19 protein-coding genes and 1 pseudogene are annotated in these 20,893 nt (G+C 42.5%); 7 read left to right on the top strand and 13 right to left on the bottom strand.

Annotated elements, in window-relative coordinates; all coding sequences use genetic code 11:
• Positions 1 to 278 precede the first annotated feature (278 nt).
• Positions 279 to 341 (bottom strand): annotated as a pseudogene (locus tag N8L39_RS09545) (YSIRK-type signal peptide-containing protein); the annotation flags it as partial.
• 303 nt (positions 342 to 644) lie between these two features.
• On the opposite strand from N8L39_RS09545, the gene N8L39_RS06525 reads away from it, so the two are divergent.
• A complete protein-coding gene (locus N8L39_RS06525; protein ID WP_070479751.1) occupies positions 645 to 2,276 on the top strand; it encodes a Na/Pi cotransporter family protein in 1,632 nt (543 codons plus the stop codon).
• Between the two features lie 96 nt (positions 2,277 to 2,372).
• Here the strand turns inward: N8L39_RS06525 and N8L39_RS06530 are convergent, their stop codons facing one another.
• Complete coding sequence (locus N8L39_RS06530) at positions 2,373 to 2,672, bottom strand: bacteriocin immunity family protein (RefSeq protein ID WP_261010467.1); 300 nt, start codon at positions 2,670 to 2,672, stop codon at positions 2,373 to 2,375.
• A gap of 21 nt (positions 2,673 to 2,693) precedes the next feature.
• Positions 2,694 to 3,758, bottom strand: a complete 1,065-nt coding sequence (pepA, locus tag N8L39_RS06535; protein ID WP_000209170.1) for a glutamyl aminopeptidase — start codon at positions 3,756 to 3,758, stop codon at positions 2,694 to 2,696.
• A 293-nt stretch (positions 3,759 to 4,051) separates the two neighbouring features.
• On the opposite strand from pepA, the gene galE reads away from it, so the two are divergent.
• From galE to N8L39_RS06560, 5 genes are all read left to right on the top strand, one after another.
• Positions 4,052 to 5,050, top strand: coding sequence for a UDP-glucose 4-epimerase GalE (galE, locus tag N8L39_RS06540; protein WP_261010466.1), 999 nt, complete (start codon positions 4,052 to 4,054; stop codon positions 5,048 to 5,050).
• Positions 5,051 to 5,193: 143 nt separating this feature from the next.
• Positions 5,194 to 6,153, top strand: coding sequence for an ABC transporter permease (locus N8L39_RS06545; RefSeq protein ID WP_261010465.1), 960 nt, complete (start codon positions 5,194 to 5,196; stop codon positions 6,151 to 6,153).
• Positions 6,143 to 7,099 carry an iron chelate uptake ABC transporter family permease subunit gene (locus N8L39_RS06550; protein WP_261010464.1) on the top strand — a complete coding sequence of 319 codons (957 nt, stop codon included), beginning with the start codon at positions 6,143 to 6,145 and terminating at the stop codon, positions 7,097 to 7,099. The genes N8L39_RS06545 and N8L39_RS06550 overlap by 11 nt, the downstream gene beginning before the upstream one ends.
• A complete protein-coding gene (locus N8L39_RS06555) occupies positions 7,096 to 7,848 on the top strand; it encodes an iron ABC transporter ATP-binding protein (RefSeq protein WP_261010463.1) in 753 nt (250 codons plus the stop codon). Before N8L39_RS06550 ends, N8L39_RS06555 begins: the two co-directional genes overlap by 4 nt.
• Before the next feature lie 95 nt (positions 7,849 to 7,943).
• Positions 7,944 to 8,915, top strand: a complete 972-nt coding sequence (locus N8L39_RS06560) for a siderophore ABC transporter substrate-binding protein (protein WP_261010462.1) — start codon at positions 7,944 to 7,946, stop codon at positions 8,913 to 8,915.
• A gap of 111 nt (positions 8,916 to 9,026) precedes the next feature.
• On the opposite strand, the gene yidD is transcribed toward N8L39_RS06560, so the two are convergent.
• The 10 genes from yidD to N8L39_RS06610 form a co-directional block, all read right to left on the bottom strand.
• On the bottom strand, positions 9,027 to 9,269 hold the full coding sequence (gene yidD / locus N8L39_RS06565) for a membrane protein insertion efficiency factor YidD (protein WP_261010461.1): 243 nt from the start codon (positions 9,267 to 9,269) through the stop codon (positions 9,027 to 9,029).
• Positions 9,269 to 9,991, bottom strand: coding sequence for a pseudouridine synthase (locus N8L39_RS06570; protein WP_001222228.1), 723 nt, complete (start codon positions 9,989 to 9,991; stop codon positions 9,269 to 9,271). Before N8L39_RS06570 ends, yidD begins: the two co-directional genes overlap by 1 nt.
• On the bottom strand, positions 9,978 to 10,547 hold the full coding sequence (gene scpB / locus N8L39_RS06575; RefSeq protein ID WP_000105303.1) for an SMC-Scp complex subunit ScpB: 570 nt from the start codon (positions 10,545 to 10,547) through the stop codon (positions 9,978 to 9,980). Before scpB ends, N8L39_RS06570 begins: the two co-directional genes overlap by 14 nt.
• Positions 10,548 to 10,565: 18 nt before the next feature.
• A complete protein-coding gene (locus N8L39_RS06580) occupies positions 10,566 to 11,294 on the bottom strand; it encodes a segregation/condensation protein A (protein WP_261010460.1) in 729 nt (242 codons plus the stop codon).
• Entirely contained in the window at positions 11,294 to 12,028 is a 735-nt protein-coding gene (xerD, locus tag N8L39_RS06585) for a site-specific tyrosine recombinase XerD (protein ID WP_306800154.1), read from the bottom strand. Before xerD ends, N8L39_RS06580 begins: the two co-directional genes overlap by 1 nt.
• The gene (gene cbpB, locus N8L39_RS06590) at positions 12,025 to 12,486 is read right to left on the bottom strand and encodes a cyclic-di-AMP-binding protein CbpB (protein ID WP_261010458.1); all 462 of its coding nucleotides are present in this window, start codon (positions 12,484 to 12,486) and stop codon (positions 12,025 to 12,027) included. The genes xerD and cbpB overlap by 4 nt, the downstream gene beginning before the upstream one ends.
• A complete protein-coding gene (locus tag N8L39_RS06595) occupies positions 12,483 to 13,004 on the bottom strand; it encodes a metallophosphoesterase (RefSeq protein ID WP_001118952.1) in 522 nt (173 codons plus the stop codon). The genes cbpB and N8L39_RS06595 overlap by 4 nt, the downstream gene beginning before the upstream one ends.
• Positions 12,980 to 13,951, bottom strand: coding sequence for a nucleoside-triphosphate diphosphatase (locus N8L39_RS06600; RefSeq protein ID WP_261010457.1), 972 nt, complete (start codon positions 13,949 to 13,951; stop codon positions 12,980 to 12,982). Before N8L39_RS06600 ends, N8L39_RS06595 begins: the two co-directional genes overlap by 25 nt.
• Positions 13,948 to 14,742, bottom strand: coding sequence for a glutamate racemase (racE, locus tag N8L39_RS06605; RefSeq protein WP_054378471.1), 795 nt, complete (start codon positions 14,740 to 14,742; stop codon positions 13,948 to 13,950). Before racE ends, N8L39_RS06600 begins: the two co-directional genes overlap by 4 nt.
• Before the next feature lie 199 nt (positions 14,743 to 14,941).
• The gene (locus N8L39_RS06610; RefSeq protein ID WP_000364990.1) at positions 14,942 to 15,190 is read right to left on the bottom strand and encodes a YneF family protein; all 249 of its coding nucleotides are present in this window, start codon (positions 15,188 to 15,190) and stop codon (positions 14,942 to 14,944) included.
• Positions 15,191 to 15,521: 331 nt separating this feature from the next.
• Here N8L39_RS06610 and N8L39_RS06615 point away from each other — a divergent pair, with 331 nt between their 5' ends.
• Positions 15,522 to 20,669, top strand: coding sequence for an SIALI-17 repeat-containing surface protein (locus tag N8L39_RS06615; protein WP_261010456.1), 5,148 nt, complete (start codon positions 15,522 to 15,524; stop codon positions 20,667 to 20,669).
• The last annotated feature ends 224 nt before the right edge of the window (positions 20,670 to 20,893 follow it).

Here is a 20,893-nt window from a genome sequence, read left to right on the forward strand (position 1 = left end):
TCCTCTGGTTTAGCTGCGCTAGCTGCTTCTGCGGTTTCAGTAGTTGCAGCTTCATTGCTTGCTGGCGAAGCAGTTTCAGATGCTGTCGCTGCTCCTTCTGCCTTTTCTGGCTTATTTTCTCTAGCATGTTCTCCTTCATGCTGCTTGTCAGCTTCATTAGTTGGATGCTCACTCTCTCCTGAAACAAGCTCTGTATTGGCTCCATTATTTTCAGGAACTGCCGTTTCTTCTGCCAAGGCTGGACCAGCAAACAAAACAGCCCCAATCATCAGCGAGCAAGCCCCTACTGATAACTTACGAATACTGTAACGACAACGTCTTTCAAAAAATAGATTCTTCATTTTCTCCTCCTAAAAGATTGATTTTGTTGCATAAAAGAAAGCGCTTAACTTTCTTTATAAAATTTTTATCCCAATCACAGGGACCAAGATAATTCCTCCCTCATTTTAAAATATTTCTTTTAAATGTCAATATATAAAAGGAAATACCTATATCTAGGTTAGAAATTGGTAAAATTAATATAATTAAGGCCCATTCTAACGAATTTTCTTTCAAAAATCTTAGCTTAACACTTGTTAGATTTACTTTTATCCTTTAAAATAGAATAGGAGAAATTCCGTTATTATTTTTCGGAGGAAAAAGAAATGTCCATTAATTGGCAGGAAATTTTATTTCACTTTTTAGGTGGTCTGGGACTATTCCTATATAGTATCAAGACCATGGGAGACGGTTTGCAACAAGCTGCTGGAGATCGCCTTCGTTTTTACATTGACAAGTACACTAGCAATCCCTTTCTAGGTGTTCTAGTCGGGATTGTCGTAACTGCCCTGATTCAGTCAAGTACAGGGGTTACAGTTATCACGGTTGGACTGGTCAGCGCTAGTCTTCTCACTCTTAGACAGGCTATCGGAATTATCATGGGAGCCAACATCGGAACCACCGTTACTTCCTTTATCATCGGTTTCAAGCTTGGCGAGTATGCTTTACCCCTGATTTTCCTTGGAACCATGTTCCTCTTCTTTACAAAAAACAGAACAGCAAACAATATCGGGCGCATCCTATTTGGTGTAGGGGGAATCTTCTACGCCCTCAACCTCATCAGTGCCGGTATGAGTCCGCTTAAAGATTTACCACAATTCAAGGAATACATGGTAACCTTGGGACAAAATCCTGTGTTGGGAGTTTTTGCCGGTGCAGTGATTACCGTCCTCATCCAAGCTTCTTCTGCGACAATCGGGATTTTGCAAGGGCTCTATGCAGGTGGCTTCCTTGACCTTAAAGGTTCTCTGCCAGTTCTCTTCGGGGATAATATCGGGACAACTTTAACAGTTATCATCGCTGCAGCTGGAGCCAATGTCTCTGCAAAACGCGTTGCTGCAACCCACGTCACATTTAACGTATTAGGAACTATCCTTTGCTTAATCTTATTAGGCCCCTTTACTGCAATGATTGAGTACTTCCAAGCACTCCTTCACCTCTCACCTGAGATGACTATCGCCTTCTCGCACGGTGCCTTTAACGTAAGTAACACCATTGTACAATTTCCATTCATCGGAGCCTTGGCCTACTTTGTTACCAAGCTCATCCCTGGCGAAGATGAAGTTGTCAAGTACGAGCCACTTTATCTTGATGAGCATTTGATTAAACAAGCACCATCAATCGCTCTCGGAAATGCCAAAAAAGAACTCCTTCACTTGGGAAATTATGCTTCTAAAGCCTTTGACCTTTCATACAACTACATCATTGACCTCAATGAAAAGGTTGCTGAAAAAGGCCACAAGACGGAAGAAGCCATCAATACCATTGATGAAAAATTGACTCGTTACCTTATTACTCTTTCAAGTGAAGCCCTTAGCCAGAAAGAAAGTGAAGTGCTGACCAACATCCTTGATTCATCCCGTGATTTGGAACGGATTGGGGATCACGCTGAGGCCCTAATCAATCTGACTGACTACCTTCAACGTAAAAATGTTGAGTTTTCTGAAGCTGCTTTGCAGGAATTGGCTGATATCTATCAAAAAACCACTGGCTTTATCAAGGATGCCCTTGATAGCGTGGAAAACAATGATATTGAAAAAGCTCAAAGTCTGATTGAACGCCATAAAGAAATCAACAATATGGAGCGTGTTCTCAGAAAGACCCACATCAAACGCCTCAACAAGGGTGAGTGTTCAACACAAGCTGGGGTCAACTTTATCGACATCATTTCCCACTATACTCGTGTATCTGACCACGCCATGAACCTTGCTGAAAAGGTCATCGCTGAACAAATCTAATATCCAAGAAGCTATCCTAAATGGGATGGCTTTTTCTTCTCCTAATCAAGAATTACTCTTCTACCATATAGAAAAATGCTTTGATTCACAATGGAATCAAAGCATTTTAAAGAGCTCCCCATACATAATCGCAGAAGCCGCAGTTCCTCTGTACTTTGCTTCTTCTCTTTTGATAAAGCGAGCTAAGTTGAGCAACTCAGGTGCCGGATGTTTGGGATTTAGGAGCAATTCACGATTGACCAGACCTGAGAGACGAACTGCCAGCAATTGCTCATTTGTAGTAGGCAGTTTTTTAGCAGTCTCTAGGAGAGCAGCAACTAAATCTTCACTCAAATCATGTCGAGCATGATTGTAAAGATCTTTTACAAGGCTTTCTAGGTTTGGTTCTACTACCATCCCTACCACCTCCCTTATGGTTTAATAATTTTTAATCAAATCAACCGTTGAACGATCCAATTTTTTCACCAAGGCTTGCAAGAAAGCTTGAGCTTCTAAGAAGTCATCCATAGCGTAGAGGGTTTGATGAGAATGGATATAACGAGCGCAAACACCGATTGTTGTAGATGGGACACCACCATTTTTCAGATGAGCTGCGCCAGCGTCTGTTCCGCCTTTTCCACAGTAGTATTGGTACTTGATACCAGCTTCTTCAGCCGTTGTCAAAAGGAAATCCTTCATTCCTGGGAGAAGCAAGTGACCTGGGTCGTAGAAACGAATCAAGGTTCCATCTCCAATCTTGCCTTGACCACCATAAACATCACCAGCAGGTGAGCAGTCAACTGCTAGGAAGACTTCTGGATCAAACTTAGTTGTAGATGTATGAGCACCACGAAGACCAACCTCTTCTTGGACGTTAGAACCCAGATAGAGTTCATTGCCAAGTTTTTGACCTGACAGGGCTTCCGCCAACTCGCTAACCATAAGAACACCGTAGCGGTTGTCCCAAGCTTTTGAGATGATATTTTTTTCATTGGCTGTCAAGATTGCAGAACTATCTGGTACGATGGTATCGCCAGGACGGATGCCAAAGCTTTCTGCCTCAGCCTTATCCGCAAAACCGCCATCAAAGACGATATCTGCAATAGCTGGCATGGTTGGTCCGCCCTTACCACGAGTCAAATGTGGCGGAACAGAACCCGAAATCACAGGAATTTCACGACCATCACGAGTCAAGAGTTTGAAACGTTGGCTGCTGACTACCATAGGATTCCAACCACCGATTTCTACGACACGGAAGGTACCGTCTGGCTTAATCTCGCTGACCATAAAACCAACTTCATCCATGTGAGAAGCGACCAAGACGCGCGGCGCATCCGCAGCTTCTGAATGTTTAATCCCGAAAATACCACCCAAGCCATCTGTCACCACTTCATCCACGTGTGGTGTCAACTTTTCACGAAGATAAGCACGGACAGGCGCTTCATGACCTGAGATCGCAGCAAGTTCTGTTACTTCTTTGATTTTTGAAAATAATGTTGTCATTTCAGTTCCTTCTTTCTTTCATCCATTTTACCACTTTTTATAGGAGAAGGATAGCGGGAAGGTGGATTTCTAAATTAGTATCTTAGTCTTTCTCTATCTTAGAAAAGGATAGTATTCTCTTGCATATGAAGTGAAATCTAAGAGATATTCCAAGATTAATCAAATCTTTAATTTCCAAACGAAAAACAACTCTGGATTGTGATTATTTGTATTTTCATGAAAATTGCAGAAAATAGTTGACTTTCCTTCCCTCTTTCTTTAAAATAGTACAAAACTAGGAAAAGGAAAAAATCATGACAAAAACAATTCTTGTTACAGGTGGAGCTGGCTATATTGGCTCCCATACCGTTAAAGCTCTTTTAAATGCTGGCTATCAGGTGCATGTCCTCGATAATCTCTCTACAGGAAATCGTTCGGCTGTGGATAGTCGTGCTAGCTTTAAACAACTGGATGTTTATGATGCTAGTGCCCTAAAAGCCTATTTAGAAGAAAATCAAATTGATGCTGTTCTACATTGCGCAGGTGAAATTGTTGTGAGCGAAAGTATTGAAAATCCAAGCAAATACTTCACTGCCAATGTTGCTGGTATGAACCAAGTTCTCAAAGTCTTATCTGAAGTGGACATCCAAAAAATCATGTTCTCTTCGACTGCATCTCTCTATGGTAATAACTGTATTGACAAGCCAGCAACTGAAGATACCCTGCTCGACCCTGTCAACCCTTATGCAGAAACAAAACTGATGGGTGAACGAATGATTTACTGGATGGCCAATCGCTACGATTGGAAATATGTCATTTTCCGTTACTTTAATGTAGCTGGAGCTGAAATGGATGCTTCAAACGGTCTGCGTGTGAAAAATCCAACTCATATCATTCCAAATATCAACAAGACCGCATTGGGACAAAATGATAGCTTAAAAATATTTGGAGATGACTACGATACACGTGACGGTTCATGTATTCGGGATTACATTCATGTATTGGACCTTGCACAAGCCCACGTTAAAGGGATGAACTATCTCTTTCAAGAAAACAGTTCTTCTCAAATCTTTAACTTAGGAACTGAGAAAGGCTATACTGTCAAAGAAATCTTTAAAACTGCTGAAGAATTGCTGGATCAAAAAATCCCACACGAGATTGTTGCTCGTCGTGCTGGTGACCCAGCTAGCGTCCTAGCAGACGCATCAAAAGCTAAACAATACCTTGATTGGAAGGCTAGCTACTCCCTCGAAGATATTATTTTATCTGATTATCGTTGGCGTGTGAAAGAGGGGAAAAACATTTTGGAATAAGAAAACAGAGGAGAAAGTCCTAGTGCTCTCTCCTTGTTTTATTCATTAAATTGTCAGAAAATTTATTGACAGATTAAAGAAATCGTGTTACAGTAATATCCGCAGGTATCTTTCGATACCAAATCTACATGAAAGGACGGGGCATGAAACTTTCTCATTATTTAATTGGCTTACTTCTACTCCTAGTCTTTCTCTCTATTAGCATTGGGACCAGTGATTTTTCATGGGGAAAACTCTTTGCTCTGGATCATGAAACTTGGCTTCTCTTTCAAGAGTCCCGTCTTCCAAGGACGATTAGCATTCTCCTGACTGCCTCTAGTATGAGTATGGCAGGACTTCTCATGCAGACTATCACTCAAAATCAGTTTGCTGCTCCAAGTACAGTTGGAACGACTGAAGCCGCCAAACTAGGAATGGTACTGAGCCTCTTTGTCTTTCCGTCGGCTAGTCTGACCCAAAAGATGGTCTTTGCTTTTGGATCATCCATTGTATTCACCCTCTTCTTTCTGGCCTTTATGACTATTTTTACCGTAAAGGAAAGGTGGATGTTGCCCTTGATTGGGATCATTTATAGTGGGATTATCGGTTCTGTGACAGAAGTTATCGCCTATCGTTTCAATCTGGTTCAGAGTATGACTGCTTGGACCCAGGGCTCCTTCTCCATGATTCAGACCCATCAATATGAGTGGCTCTTCTTAGGCCTCATTATCCTGATAGCCGTTTGGAAATTGTCCCAAACCTTTACCATCATGAATCTGGGCAAGGAAACCAGTGAGAGTTTGGGGATTTCTTACTCCCTACTTGAAAAACTGACCCTCTTTCTGGTTGCGCTAACGACAAGCGTCACCATGATTACCGTAGGTGGCTTACCTTTCCTCGGAGTTATTGTTCCCAATCTTGTTCGCAAGCGTTATGGAGATAATTTGAGTCAAACCAAACTCATGGTCGTACTGGTCGGTGCCAATCTGGTTCTGGCCTGCGACATCCTCTCTCGAGTCTTGATCCGACCCTATGAGCTATCTGTCAGTCTCCTACTAGGAATCATCGGTAGCCTTGTCTTTATTCTACTTCTCTGGAGAGGGGGACGAAAAGATGCCGTCTAAAAGCAAACATACCAAGCTCTTCTGGCTTCTCATTATTCTGGCAATCGGAGCTTGTCTTCTCTACTTTTGGCCCATCACCCACCTGTCTGCCTTTGCCTGGAAACTGCGTTCCCAAAAAATCATCGTTTATCTCTTGGTAGCCATCGCGACAGGGATTTCGACCATTAGTTTTCAAACCCTGACGGAAAATCGCTTCCTGACACCTAGTATTTTGGGAATCGAATCTTTCTACGTCCTACTACAAACCCTACTACTGGTTTTTGAAAGCAAATTTCTTCAACTTGGGAAGTCTCCTATCTTAGAATTTCTAGTCTTGCTTTTGCTTCAATCCCTCTTCTTTCTCGCCTTACAAGGCTACTTGAAGGCACTGATGAAGCAAGACCTGGTCTTCATTCTGCTAATCTGTCTAGCCCTCGGAAGTCTCTTTCGAAATATCAGTACCTTCCTCCAAGTCCTGATGGATCCAAATGAATACGATAAACTGCAGAACAGTCTCTTTGCCTCCTTTCAGCATCTCAACACTTCCATCCTAGCCATCGGTTCTCTGATCATACTCATCTTGACAATCTTTTTCTTTCGAAAAGCAGTCATTCTGGATGTCTTGCACCTACAAAGAGAAACGGCTCAGATACTGGGACTCGATGTTGAAAAAGAACAGAGAGAGCTCCTCTGGGGCATCGTGCTTTTGACTTCAACGGCTACTGCCTTGGTAGGGCCTATGGCCTTCTTCGGCTTTATGCTGGCCAACCTCACCTACCTGATTGTCAAAGATTATCGGCACAAGTTGCTCTTTATCGTAGCCGTTCTAATTGGATTTATTAGTTTGACCTTGGGGCAAGCCCTGATTGAACGAGTCTTTGCACTAGAAATTCGCATCAGCATGATCATCGAGAGCGTGGGTGGCTTCTTATTCTTTATCTTACTTTATAGGAGGGCGCGTCGGTGAAACTGAAAAACATTGACAAATCCATTCAAAAACAGGATATTTTGCAAGGCATTTCGCTTGAAGTCAGTCCTCAGAAACTGACAGCCTTCATTGGTCCAAATGGTGCTGGAAAATCGACTCTCCTCTCCATCATGAGCAGACTGACCAAGAAAGATCAGGGAATTCTCAGTATCAAAGGCCGTGAAATCGAGAGTTGGAATTCGCAAGAACTGGCTCAAGAACTGACTATCCTAAAGCAGAAAATCAATTACCAAGCCAAATTGACTGTTGAAGAACTGGTCAGTTTTGGACGTTTTCCCTACAGCCGAGGTCGACTGAGACCAGAAGATTGGGAAAAAATCCGAGAAACTCTGAACTATCTGGAACTGACCAACCTAAAAGACCGCTACATCGATAGCCTGTCTGGAGGCCAGCTCCAACGGGTCTTTATCGCTATGGTACTGGCCCAGGATACAGACTTTATCTTGCTAGACGAACCACTCAACAATCTCGATATCAAGCAAAGTGTTAGTATGATGCAGATTCTCAAGCGACTGGTGGAGGAACTCGGCAAGACCATTATCATCGTCCTCCACGATATCAACATGGCCAGTCAGTATGCAGATGAAATTGTCGCCTTCAAGGACGGTCAAGTCTTTAGCAAGGGAAGAACAGATCAAATCATGCAGGCTGACCTGCTCAGTCAACTTTACGAGATTCCCATCACGCTGGCTGATATCAATGGCAAAAAGATCTGCATCTATAGCTAGCAACTCAGAAACTCGAGTTAGAAGAAACTTTGTCTCTTAGTCAATAAAACCTAGAGACTCCCTAAATCGTTATCACATTTTAAAAAGGAGAAATCATGAAAACATCCCTTAAACTTTACCTCACTGCCCTAATAGCTAGTTTCTTGCTCCTACTTGGTGCATGTAGTACAAACACAAACTCAAGCACTAGTAAGTCGGAAACAAGCAGCTCTGCTCCAACAGAAGTGACTATTAAAAGCTCACTGGACGAAGTCACACTTTCAAAAGTCCCTGAAAAGATTGTGACCTTTGACCTCGGTGCTGCGGATACTATTCGCGCTTTAGGTTTTGAAAAGAATATCGTCGGAATGCCTACAAAAACTGTTCCGACTTATCTTAAAGACCTAGCTGGAAAAGTTAAAAATGTTGGTTCTATGGTTGAGCCAGACCTAGAAGCCCTTGCTGCTCTTGAACCAGACCTAATTATCGCTTCACCACGTACCCAAAAATTCGTAGATAAGTTCAACGAAATCGCTCCGACTGTTCTCTTCCAAGCAGGCAAAGATGACTACTGGACTTCTACCAAGGCTAATATCGAATCCCTAGCAAGCGCCTTCGGTGAAACTGGTACACAGAAAGCCAAGGAAGAATTGGCCAAGCTAGACAAGAACATCCAAGAAGTCGCTACTAAAAATGAAAGCTCTGACAAAAAAGCCCTTGCCATCCTCCTCAACGAAGGAAAAATGGCTGCCTTTGGTGCCCAATCTCGTTTCTCTTTCTTGTACCAAACCTTGAAATTCAAGCCAACTGATACTCAATTTGAAGATTCTCGCCACGGACAAGAAGTCAGCTTTGAAAGTGTCAAAGAAATCAATCCTGACATCCTCTTTGTCATCAACCGTACCCTTGCCATCGGTGGGGACAACTCTAGCAACGACGGTGTCCTAGAAAATGCCCTTATCGCTGAAACTCCTGCTGCTAAAAATGGCAAGATTATCCAACTAACACCAGACCTCTGGTATCTAAGCGGAGGCGGACTTGAATCAATCAAACTTATGATTGAAGACGCACAAAAAGCCTTGAAATAAGCTACTTTAAACTCAATCACATCTTTACATGATAAAACGCATCCTATCAAGCTCACTCAAACCTGATAGGATGCGTTTTTTATCATTTCACTAAAATATTTTTACCCAGCCTCATTTTTCTTCTTGATTTCGTTTAAGGGAAAAATGGTCTGGGACGGGGTCCTTACCTGTTTTCGACCAGGGGTGGCAACGTAAAATCCGAGCCAAGCCCATCAAAACACCCTTGAAGCCATGTTTCTCAATAGCCTGAATCATGTAGTTGGAACAAGTCGGCTCAAAGCGACAAGAGGGTGGAAAGGCTGGTGAGATAAACCGTTGGTAAAAGCGCACAGGCGCTATTAAAAATCGTTTCATTATTTCTTGGTTACAGCCATGGTGTGTAGTTGGCTGATTTCTTTTTTATTAAGACGACGGGATTCTCCTGGACGGAGTCCTGTCAAGTCTAGATGTCCAAAACGGGTACGTGACAACTTGTCCACTTGAAGACCGACAGCTTCAAACATCTTTTTAACCTGGTGGTTACGCCCTTCATGGATAGTCAACTGCACCACAGAGCGGTTTTTGACTGGATCCACTTTGAGAATCTCATAGACAGCCGGCTTGGTTTTCTTACCATCAATCTCAAGTCCACGGGTCAAGGGGCGGAGATTATCCTTATTGGCCACACCTTTAACACGCGCGACATAAACCTTGTCAATCTCATTACGAGGGTGAATCATTTCATCCGTAAAATCCCCATCATTGGTCAAAATCAAGACCCCTGATGTATCCCAGTCCAAACGACCTACAGGGTAGATGCGCTCTTTCACGTTGGGCAAGAGGTCGACAACCGTCTTGCGGCCCTTGTCATCTGTCACACTGGAAATGACACCGCGTGGTTTGTTAAGCAGATAATAGACCTTTTCTTCGTTGTAGATAGGTTGACCTTCAACTTCGACCTTGTCGCCTGACTTGATAGTGGTTGCTAGTTCACGTACCACTTGGCCGTTAACCGTCACCAAACCTTGCTTGATCAACTCTTCTGCTTTTCTCCTACTGGCCACACCTGCGTGGGCAATATACTTATTGATTCTCATCTTCTTCTATCCTTTCACCAAATAATTGGCTTTCTTGGGCTTGAATCTCAAGCTCATCAATCACTGGTAATTCTTCCAAATGATTTATCCCCATGTAATCTAGGAAATAATCTGTAGTCACATAGAGGTTGGGGCGACCCAACACTTCTTTTTTCCCGTCTTCTCGTATCAAGTCAAAGGCCTGCAACTTTGCCAAGGCCCCACTCGAGTTGACACCACGGATGGCATCAATCTCTATCCGTGTGATGGGCTGTTTGTAGGCAATGATGGACAAGGTCTCAAGGGCAGCCCGAGATAAACTCTGGTTGATAGGCGCCTTAGAGTATTCCTTCAAAATCTCTGCAAATTGAGGCTTGGTCACCAATCTATAAGCTCCCCCTGTCTCAATCAGAGCCAAACTGGAATCTGGGTCCTTTTCATACTTCTGGGCTAATTTTTCTAAACTCTGTTGGATGCCTGTCGGTGGCAGAGAGAGGAGCTCAGCTAACTGGCGGACTCTAATCCCATCTTCACCCGCTACAAACAAGAGCGCTTCTATTTTTGCTAAAGTACTCATCTTTCCTCTCTATCAAGTCTAGCTTTGCGCCACTTGACTTTCTTCCTTCTTTTCCATGAGATAAATATCTCCGAAACTTTCCTCTTGCACAAGAATCAGCTCCTGGGTTTTGATTAACTCTAGGGTTGCCAAAAAGAGGGTGATGACCTCTTGGATATTCTGGGCTTCCTTGAACAAATCCTGCAAGCGCAACTGATCTCGTCCAGTCAAGGACTCTTTCACGATGACCATCATGTCCTCAATCTTATACTCATCCCGCAAGATGGTCGTGTGATTTTGTGCAAACTCCTCTTTTTTCTTTGCTAGGATATTTGAAAAAGCCAAAAAGAGGTCAATGGTCGTCCTGTCATGCACAAGCTCCGCATCTTCGTAAATCAACTCTGTCGGTGCTTTGGAATAGTACTGGGCCCGTTCTTGGTGCTTGGCTTCCAAATGCTCCCCCAAGAGCTTGAATTTGCGGTATTCTTCGATTTGAGAGAGAAGATCCTGCTCCAGGTCATCCTCCAAGTCTGTCACTTCCGCTACCTTTGGCAAGAGCTTGCGACTCTTGATCAGCATGAGCTGACTGGCCATCACCATGTACTCGCCCGTCACTTCCAGACGCATGGCTTGCAGGGTTGAAACATAGGCTAGATACTGTTCGATGACTTCCGTAATGGGCACATCGTAGATATCCATCTGGTACTTAGAAACCAGGTGCAAGAGCAAGTCCAGGGGCCCTTCAAAATCTTTTAGTTTAATATCCATTATCTATATTTTTCTAAGGTCAGGACTGTTTTTAATCCTAATTTTTTTGCAATTTCGTACAAATCGACCTTGTTTTCTATTTGTCTTAGAATGAACTGTTCCCGTAGGGCTTGAGCTGATAGTGCTGGAAAACCTTTCTCCTTGACAAAAGCTTCTAACTGACGGAAGGCCCACTGACGGGAATAGGCTTTCCCTCCCCTTTCAAAGAGATAGGTCTGGCCCATCAAGGGTTCCAATTCTGAAAGCAAGGTCGTGGGAATGGTCACAATCCTCTGTTGGGAAGCCTTCTTGATTCGCAACACCTGAAAATCCAGATTGATATCCTCAACCTTGAGGGCTAAAATCTCACTGGGCAAGAGCCCCATTTCTAAGATAAGAAGAGCCAGTAAACGCCCCTCTGGATAGTCACTTTCCTGCCAAAAAGAGTCTAGGTTTAACAGTTCTGGTTTTGCGGTCTTCTTTTCAGCTTGTTTGGCTAATTCCAAACGATAAAAGCTATCCACTTCTCCTTTTTGATAGAGAAAGTAGAGAAATTGGTTACAGGCCGAAATCTTCCGCTTCTGGGCGCTGATTTTTAGATTGGCTAGCTGAGCTTGGTAAATCTTGAGACTGGTCTCAGAAATCCGCTCTCCTATAATATCTAAAAATTGTTCCAAATCATACTTATAGGACTGCTTTGAGTTGACAGACAAGCCCTGCTTTTCTTCTAAAAAGGCTGAAATCCTATCTCTCATTTGCATCGAATCTCATATTCCTTACTAAAGTCATGCAAGAGGGCATTGACTGCCTTGAGGATAGACTTGCGCGTGATAATTCCTTGGAAAATACCAGACGCATCTACAACCGGTAAGAAAGACTCATCTACCAGCTTGTGCAAGACCTCCGTAATGGTGAAATCAGGCGAGACGACCGCTACGTCCGTTCTCGTCATATGAACAATATCCGTATCTGCCATGATTTCTTGACTCAAATCATGCTCCATCTGATAAGCCATAATATCTCTGAGCCCAATCGTTCCAACAAACTGTTTTTCATCTGTCACAACGGGAACACGGGTGTAGGTCATCTGACTGAGCAAGAGGGTCGCATGATCCGCATTGTGGGTATCAATCAACACGGCCAGATTTCCAGCAGGGGTCAAAAAAGTTTCCTCCTGCCCCAACAAGAAAGTCTCAAACTCCTTGGCAATCATCGGCTAAACTCCTTGGACAAGCCCGGATACACCTCATGGTCTCGTGTCAAAAAGTCCACTTTGAAATAACTATCATCAATCTCCACACGAGCATAGAGACATTCTCTGATGGTCCCACGTGGTTGACTGATAGAACCTGGATTTAGAAAGAGTGTCTTGCCTTCCATCCAAGCACTTGGCACATGCAAGTGACCATAGAGACAGATATCGGCCTCTTCTTCCTGAGCCCAGTAGTCCAACTTTTGAAAGTTGAAATTGATGTCAAACAAGTGACCATGGGTTTGGATAATCTTGGTCGAACCAAGCTCGGTCACCAAACGTTCTGGGTAGCCGGCGTAGAAGTCCATGTTCCCTTTAACAACACGGATGCCTTCCCAAAGGGGAGAATCAGGACGCAGTTCAGAATCGCCGTTATGAAAAACGGCATCAACTTTGCCTACATAGCGATCACGGATTTCTTCCACAATCAAGCTATCGCCATGGGAATCGCTCATTACAATGATGGTTTGCTTTGCCATGATGGAAATACCTCCAAAAGTTTCTTAACGGCTAAGGCACGGTGAGATTGACTATTTTTTTCTTCAAGGGTTAATTCAGCTGAGGACTTGCCTGTCTCTCCTACAAGGAAGAGAGGGTCATAGCCGAAGCCATTTTCACCCTTAGGTTCAAAGTTAATGTATCCTGGCCAGTCTGCTTCAACAACCAAACTTTCCTTGTTTGGGCTGGCTACGACTAGGGTTGTATGGAATTGAGCCGAACGGTCCTTGAGTTCAAAGACCATGGCCAATTCGTGCAAGAGTTTGGCATTGTTTTCACGGTCAGTAGCTCCCACACCTGCGAAACGAGCTGACCAGACACCTGGCAAGCCACCAAGGACATCGACTTTGAGACCAGAGTCATCTGCCAAAACCATCTTGCCCGTTAATTGAGAAATAGTTTCTGCCTTGAGACGGGCATTTTCTTCAAAGGTCATGCCTGTTTCAGCTACTTCAGGCAAGTCAGTATAGTCATTGAGATTTTCCACATCGTAGCCTAGCTTGTCAAAGATAGCTCGGAATTCCTTGGTCTTGCCTTCGTTACGAGTCGCAATCAATAAGGTTTCTCTGACCTTACTTGTCTCAAAGAAATCATGAACATTGACCCCTTCTTTAGGCAATTCTACATGCAGGAGTTGCCCATTTTCAACCAAGAGCAGAGCCCCTTGACGTTGGATGACTTCCACATTTCGTCCCATTTCTTGGTTGAGGATATCTACCACAAAAGACAATAAACGGTAGAGAGAACTATAGCGTAAAACAATCACAGAAACAGGAAAACCTTGTTCCTCATCTCGAAATCTTTGGGCAAACTCCAATAGAGGAAAATCCAAGTCATCACCATTCAAAGTTCGGACACCACCAAAAATACTATAGTTTCCGACATACCAGTCCTGGTCATCCTTGTATTCATAAATTTTATTTGTCATAATTCTACATGCTCCACATGAATCTCTTTTTCAAGCCATTCTTCACCAATTTGTGCAAAACTTTGGCTGCTGGCTGTTGTGTAAAAACGGTGATAGAGTGGTCCGGCATCGCGACCACGATTGATTTCAAAATAATTGAGTAAGACTGAGATATCCCGTACGCACTCTGCCCCACTATCGATGAGCTGAACCTTTGGCCCCATGACATTTTGAATAATGGGTCTGAGCAGTGGATAATGGGTACAACCCAAAATCAGGCTATCCACCTTTCCAACCAAGGGACGCAGGGTTTCATAGACCACTTTCTTTGTGACACTGGTTGACAGGGCACCAGACTCCACCAAGGGAGCAAACTTGGGACAGGCCAAACTCTCCACCTGTAAGTCCGGATCCAGATCATGGATTTTCTGGCGGTAGATATCTGATTGTACCGTCATAGGCGTTCCAATGACTCCGATTTTTCCACCTTGGCTGGACTTGATAGCTGCCGAAGCTCCTGGCAAAATAACACCTAGGACAGGAATATCTAGTTGAGCCTTAATTTCTTCCCAGACGACGGCAGTCGCAGTATTACAAGCAATGACAATCATTTTGACATCCTTGGTCAAAAGAAAGTTGACCAACTGCCAAGTATATTCACGAATTTGCTCAGCAGGACGGGGACCATAGGGCGCCCGTGCCGAATCTCCAATATAGACGATTTCTTCATGGGGAAGCTGGCGCATGAGCTCGCGCACAACGGTCAAGCCCCCGACACCCGAATCCAAAAAACCAATTGGTCGATTATCCATACAGTCTTCTTTCTAGTCTTTTTTCTGATTGATAGTTCATTATGATTATTGATCCTTATGAACTGAATGACATCCTAATCAACAACTATCTCTCTTAATCATAATCAAATATCAATAGAATGCAAGGAAAAAGTCTCATCCCTAAACCATAGCCAACATAGTGAGAAGTCTGGAACTTTCATCCCAGACTTTTCCTTATTTATTTTTTCTTTTTATTGTTAGCAAGGGCTGCTTTTTGTTGGCGGATGATTTGGTGGTAAACTTGTTGTACCTTAGCTTCGCTTGGTTTTTGACCATTTGCACTCAAAAGAGTACGAACAGCTTCAGCATTCAAACGTGGGTTGTCAGCGAATTCTTTTTCAATTTGCTTACGAACCAAGTACATTCCTCCAAGAGCTCCTCCTAGAAAAGCTAGCACAATCAATACAATTGCTAAAAGTAAATCCATCATTTTTCTCCTGTTTCTTTTTGAGTCTCTTTCATTATACCACAAACTAGCCACCCTGACTAGTTTGTTTTACGCTTTCAGGGAGGGGTAGGCTGTAATTAAAGTTGGCTTATCTTTCTAGTTAAAACTAGAAATAATATAAAAAATACACTCTCTTACCATTCATTTCCTCCACTTTTTTAATACAAAACAATATCAAATATATATCCTCCTTAAATCCCCTTGACAATACCTCGTTAGCTCGTAAAATTAGAGTAACAACACAATATAGAAACAAGAAAGTTCGCTTTTTAAAAAATGAAAGCGCTTTTAATCGATAAAGGAGGTTTCTATGGAAAAAATTTGGAGGGAGAAATCCTGTCGCTACAGTATTCGGAAGCTAACGGTCGGCACAGCCTCTGTTTTGCTTGGAGCGGTTTTTCTAGCTAGTCATACCGTCTCTGCTGATACTATCGAAGTAAAGCAAAACGAGCCTGCATTAGAGAAAACTACAGTTAAGACAGACACTGTAACGAAAGCAAGTAAATCAACTGAGCACACACAGCCAAACGACCCAATTGATCATACAAAACCAGTTCTAGCCGATAATAGTGCTTCTGAAAGCAAACCCGCTGAGGCTGATATTACTTCTGCTACAACTAACCAAGCAAGTACCGAAGCTATTGTCAAACCTAACGAAAATAATGAAGCCGAAAAACAAGAACTACCTGTGACAAAACAAAACAACTATCAACTCAACTACGATCAGCCAACAGCTCCTTCCTATGATGGATGGGAAAAACAAGCCCTTCCAGTTGGGAATGGTGAGATGGGGGCTAAGATTTTTGGTCTCATCGGTGAGGAGAGAATCCAATACAACGAAAAAACTCTTTGGTCGGGTGGCCCGCGTCCCGACAGTACCGACTATAATGGAGGAAACTACCAGGAGCGGTATAAAATTTTAGCAGAAATTCGTAAGGCTCTTGAAGACGGAGATCGTCAAAAAGCAAAACAACTCGCTGAACAGAATCTAGTTGGTCCAAATAATCCCCAATATGGTCGCTATCTAGCTTTTGGTGATATCTCTATGGTATTCACCAACCAAAAGAAAGGATTAGAGAATGTCACAGACTATCATCGTAGTTTGGATATAACAGAAGCTACTACTACAACTTCTTACACCCAAGATGGGACTACCTTTAAAAGAGAAACCTTCTCAAGCTACCCTGATGATGTTACAGTTACCCACTTGACTCAAAAAGGGGATAAAAAACTTGATTTTACAGTTTGGAATAGCTTAACAGAAGATTTGATTGCTAACGGAGACTACTCAGCGGAGTATTCTAACTACAAGAGTGGCCATGTTACGACAGACCCGAATGGTATCCTACTAAAAGGTACAGTCAAAGATAATGGCCTCCAGTTTGCATCCTATCTAGGAATTAAAACGGACGGAAAAGTTACTGTCCATGATGATAGTTTAACGGTTACAGGGGCAAATTACGCCACCTTGTATCTCAGTGCCAAAACCAACTTTGCTCAAAATCCAAAAACCAACTATCGAAAAGAAATTGATTTAGAAAAAACTGTTAAAAATATCGTAGAGGTTGCTAAAGCAAAGGACTACGAAGCATTAAAGCAAGACCATATCAAAGACTATCAAAGCCTCTTCAACCGCGTTAAATTAAATCTAGGCGGAAATAACTCTAATCTGACTACAAAAGAGGCACTTCGAACTTATACGCCTACCAAAGGGCAAAAACTGGAAGAACTCTTCTTCCAATACGGACGTTATTTATTGATCAGTTCATCTCGTGATCGCACAGATGCCCTTCCTGCCAACCTACAAGGAGTTTGGAATGCTGTAGACAATCCACCTTGGAACGCTGACTACCACCTCAATGTCAATTTGCAAATGAACTATTGGCCTGCCTACATGAGCAATCTAGCTGAAACCGCCAAGCCAATGATCAATTATATTGATGACATGCGCTTTTATGGTCGTATCGCTGCTAAGGAATACGCTGGCATCGAATCCAAAGATGGACAAGAAAATGGTTGGCTGGTCCACACTCAAGCAACACCTTTTGGCTGGACTACTCCGGGTTGGAATTACTATTGGGGTTGGTCGCCAGCAGCTAATGCCTGGATGATGCAGAACGTTTATGACTACTATAAATTCACCAAGGACGAAACTTATCTCAAAGAAAAGATTTATCCAATGCTCAAGGAAACAGCTAAGTTTTGGAATTCCTTCTTGCATTATGACAAATCTAGTGATCGTTGGGTGTCTTCCCCTTCTTACTCACCAGAACACGGTACTATTACCATTGGAAATACCTTTGACCAATCACTTGTTTGGCAATTATTCCACGATTATATGGAAGCTGCCAATCATCTCCATGTCGATCAAGACTTGGTCACTGAAGTTAAAAATAAATTTGATAAATTAAAACCATTACACATTAACAAAGAGGGCCGGATAAAGGAATGGTACGAGGAGGACAGTCCGCAATTCACCAATGAAGGGATAGAAAAGCATCACCGGCATGTTTCCAACCTAGTTGGTCTCTTCCCAGGTACTCTCTTTAACAAAGACCAAGCTGAATACTTAGAGGCCGCGCGTGCTACCTTGAACCATCGAGGTGATGGGGGGACTGGTTGGTCTAAGGCAAATAAAATCAACCTCTGGGCTCGTCTGCTAGACGGTAACCGTGCCCATCGCCTACTTGCAGAACAGCTCAAGTATTCAACTCTTGAAAACCTTTGGGATACACACGCGCCTTTCCAAATCGATGGAAACTTTGGTGCAACCAGTGGTATTTCAGAAATGCTTCTTCAATCTCATACTGGCTATATCTCACCATTGCCTGCCCTCCCAGATGTATGGAAAGATGGACAAGTATCCGGTTTAATTGCTCGTGGCAACTTTGAAGTCAATATGAAGTGGAAAGATAAAAATCTTCAAAATCTGTCCTTCCTTTCAAATGTTGGTGGAGACCTCGTCGTAGACTATCCAAATATCGAAGCTAGCCAAATCAAGGTTAATGGCAAACCTATCAAAGCAACTGTTCTCAAAAACAATCGTATCCAACTTGCTACTCAAAAAGGCGATGTTGTTTCTTTCGAACAGGTCCCTGGCCGAGTGACACTTTTAACTGCCGCCAGACAAAATGGCTTAGCTGCTGAACTCAACTTCAATCAAGTAGATGGAGCGACAAATTATATCATCCGAAGAGAAGTAAAAAATGATTCAGGTCAAGCTCCTGTAATTAAAGAATTTGTTACCAATCAAACTCACTTTATCGACAGCTCACTAGATCCTAAGCTTGCTTATACCTATACTGTTAAAGCAATGTTCGGAGATGTCTCGACACAAGTTTCCGAAAAAGCAAATGCAGAAACCTATAGTGAAGTGATGGACGATCGAGATAGTCGAATTCAATACGGTGCCGGATTTGGAAGTTGGACAGATTCAGAGTTATATAGAGGAACTGAAAAATATGCTGATCTTTCATACTATGATTATTCTGATGAAGATATCACTGCCACAATTCCTTTCACTGGAGTTGGAATTGAAGTTTATGGGCAAAAATCATCTGATTTAGGCCTTGCAACTGCAAAAATCGATGGTAAAGAAGTAGGTGAACTTGATTTCCATACCGCTGGAGAAACAGAAAAAAGCAGCTTAATCGGTCGCTTCACCGGATTATCAGAAAAGCCTCATACACTCACTATCAGTGTGAAACGAACTAATAAAGGACGAGATAATGAGGGATCAAGAATCATTCTTGACTACTTCAAAATTCTATATGGAAAGGGTCGTACTATTGAAAAAATGGATGACAGAGACCCTCGAATCCAATACGGTTCTCAATTTAAAAACTGGAGCGACCCTGAGCTCTACGAAGCTACAGAGAAATATGCTGATATCAATAACAATTCATCCAGTGCAGCTTCAGAATCTCAAGCAACTATTTCCTTCACAGGTACAGGAATTCGTATTTATGGTTTAAAAACCTCTGAATTGGGCAAAGCACTGGTGACACTAGATGGAAAAGAGATGCCTAGTTTAGATTTCTATACTTCAGAAGCAACTGAAAAGAGAGCCTTTATTGGAGAATTTACAAATCTGACTGATGGTCCACATACCTTGACGTTGAGAGTTGATCCTAACTCACCAGAAGGACGCAAGAAAATTTCCCTCGACTCATTTGATATTATAAAATCTCCAGCTATTGGTTTAGACCTTCCAAGTATTGCTCCTCTTAAGACAAATGATAAAACTGTCTCCTTAACTCTACCAACCGGAGACTGGGAAGCAATTGCTGTGACTTTCCCAGGTGTCAAAGATCCACTCGTTTTGCGAAAAGTTGATGATCATCACCTGCTTACAACTGGAGATCAGACGGTGCTATCAGTCCAAGAAAATCAGGTACAAATCCCTATTCCTGATAAAACTAATCGGAAGGTTGGAAATGTGATAGAGGCTTATTCTATCCAAGGAAATACAACAAGTAGCCCAGTTGTTGGTATCTTCACTCCTAATGTCGATGATAACCAGAATGATACAGAGCAACCAACGACAAGCAAAGGAAATGAGCCAGCTCCTACAGTTGAAATTCCTGAGTACACGAACCCTATTGGTACAGCTGGACAGGAACAACCACCTGTAGTAAACATCCCTGAGTATACTCAACCTATCGGAACAGCCGGACAGGAACAACCGCCTGTAGTAAACATACCTGAATACACTCAACCTATCGGAACGGCTGGACAGGAACAACCGCCTGTAGTAAACGTCCCTGAGTACACTCAACCTATCGTCACTACTGAACACGTCAAACCATCTGAAGTCAACATACCTAAACCTAATCAACCTATCGGAATCAATAACAATCAATCTCCTTCAACTCTCAGTGTCCCTAAAAACCAGACACGTATCTTAAAAGATGAAAAAACTGGAGTTGAAATTATCGGTGATAGCAATAACTTAGAGGGAATTTTATATGTCTCTAGCAAGAAAGTACTAGCTCAAGAACTATTTGGTAAGACATATGATGCTTATGATATTCAACTCAAAAACCAATCAAATAGCAATATGCAACCAAAAGGCCCTGTCTTGGTTCGCTTACTAATTTCATCTAAAGTAGAAAATGTCTACTACCTAAGTCCAGCTAAGGAATTGGAAGCACTTGATTTTACAGTTCGAGAAGGTATGGCAGAATTTACCACTAGCCATTTTAGCACCTACGCGGTAGTCTATCAATCTAGCCATTCTCAAGAAACTACACCCGACAAGACAATAGAAACCCATTCAGAACCAACTTCAATAAACTTTGAACAGGATTCAACTACCGATAATCCAACTCAGCTGGAAAATACTCATCACAAAGAACAGCTTCCAGAAACTGGTGAATCCTCAAATCCACTCCTCTTTTTAGCAGGACTTAGTTTAGTCTTAACATCAATCTTCTTATTAAAAAATAAGAAGGATTAAAACTACAAACTTTTAAGAGTGAATCAGAGAGCTATCTCACCCGAGAGTGACACAAGTTTGGTATGTAGTAGCATTTCATTTACCATTTAACTGATATCTTTTAAGACAATATTCTAAACTACAAACCAGTCCTTTTTGTCTTGAGGACTGGTTTTAATATCGTATATCTAGTTACCATCTGATAGATTACAGTTAAACCTAGTGTCTATCCTTTGAGGAATTTC

It is taken from the genome of Streptococcus mitis, from assembly GCF_946190285.1.
Lineage (GTDB): Bacteria > Bacillota > Bacilli > Lactobacillales > Streptococcaceae > Streptococcus > Streptococcus mitis_CP.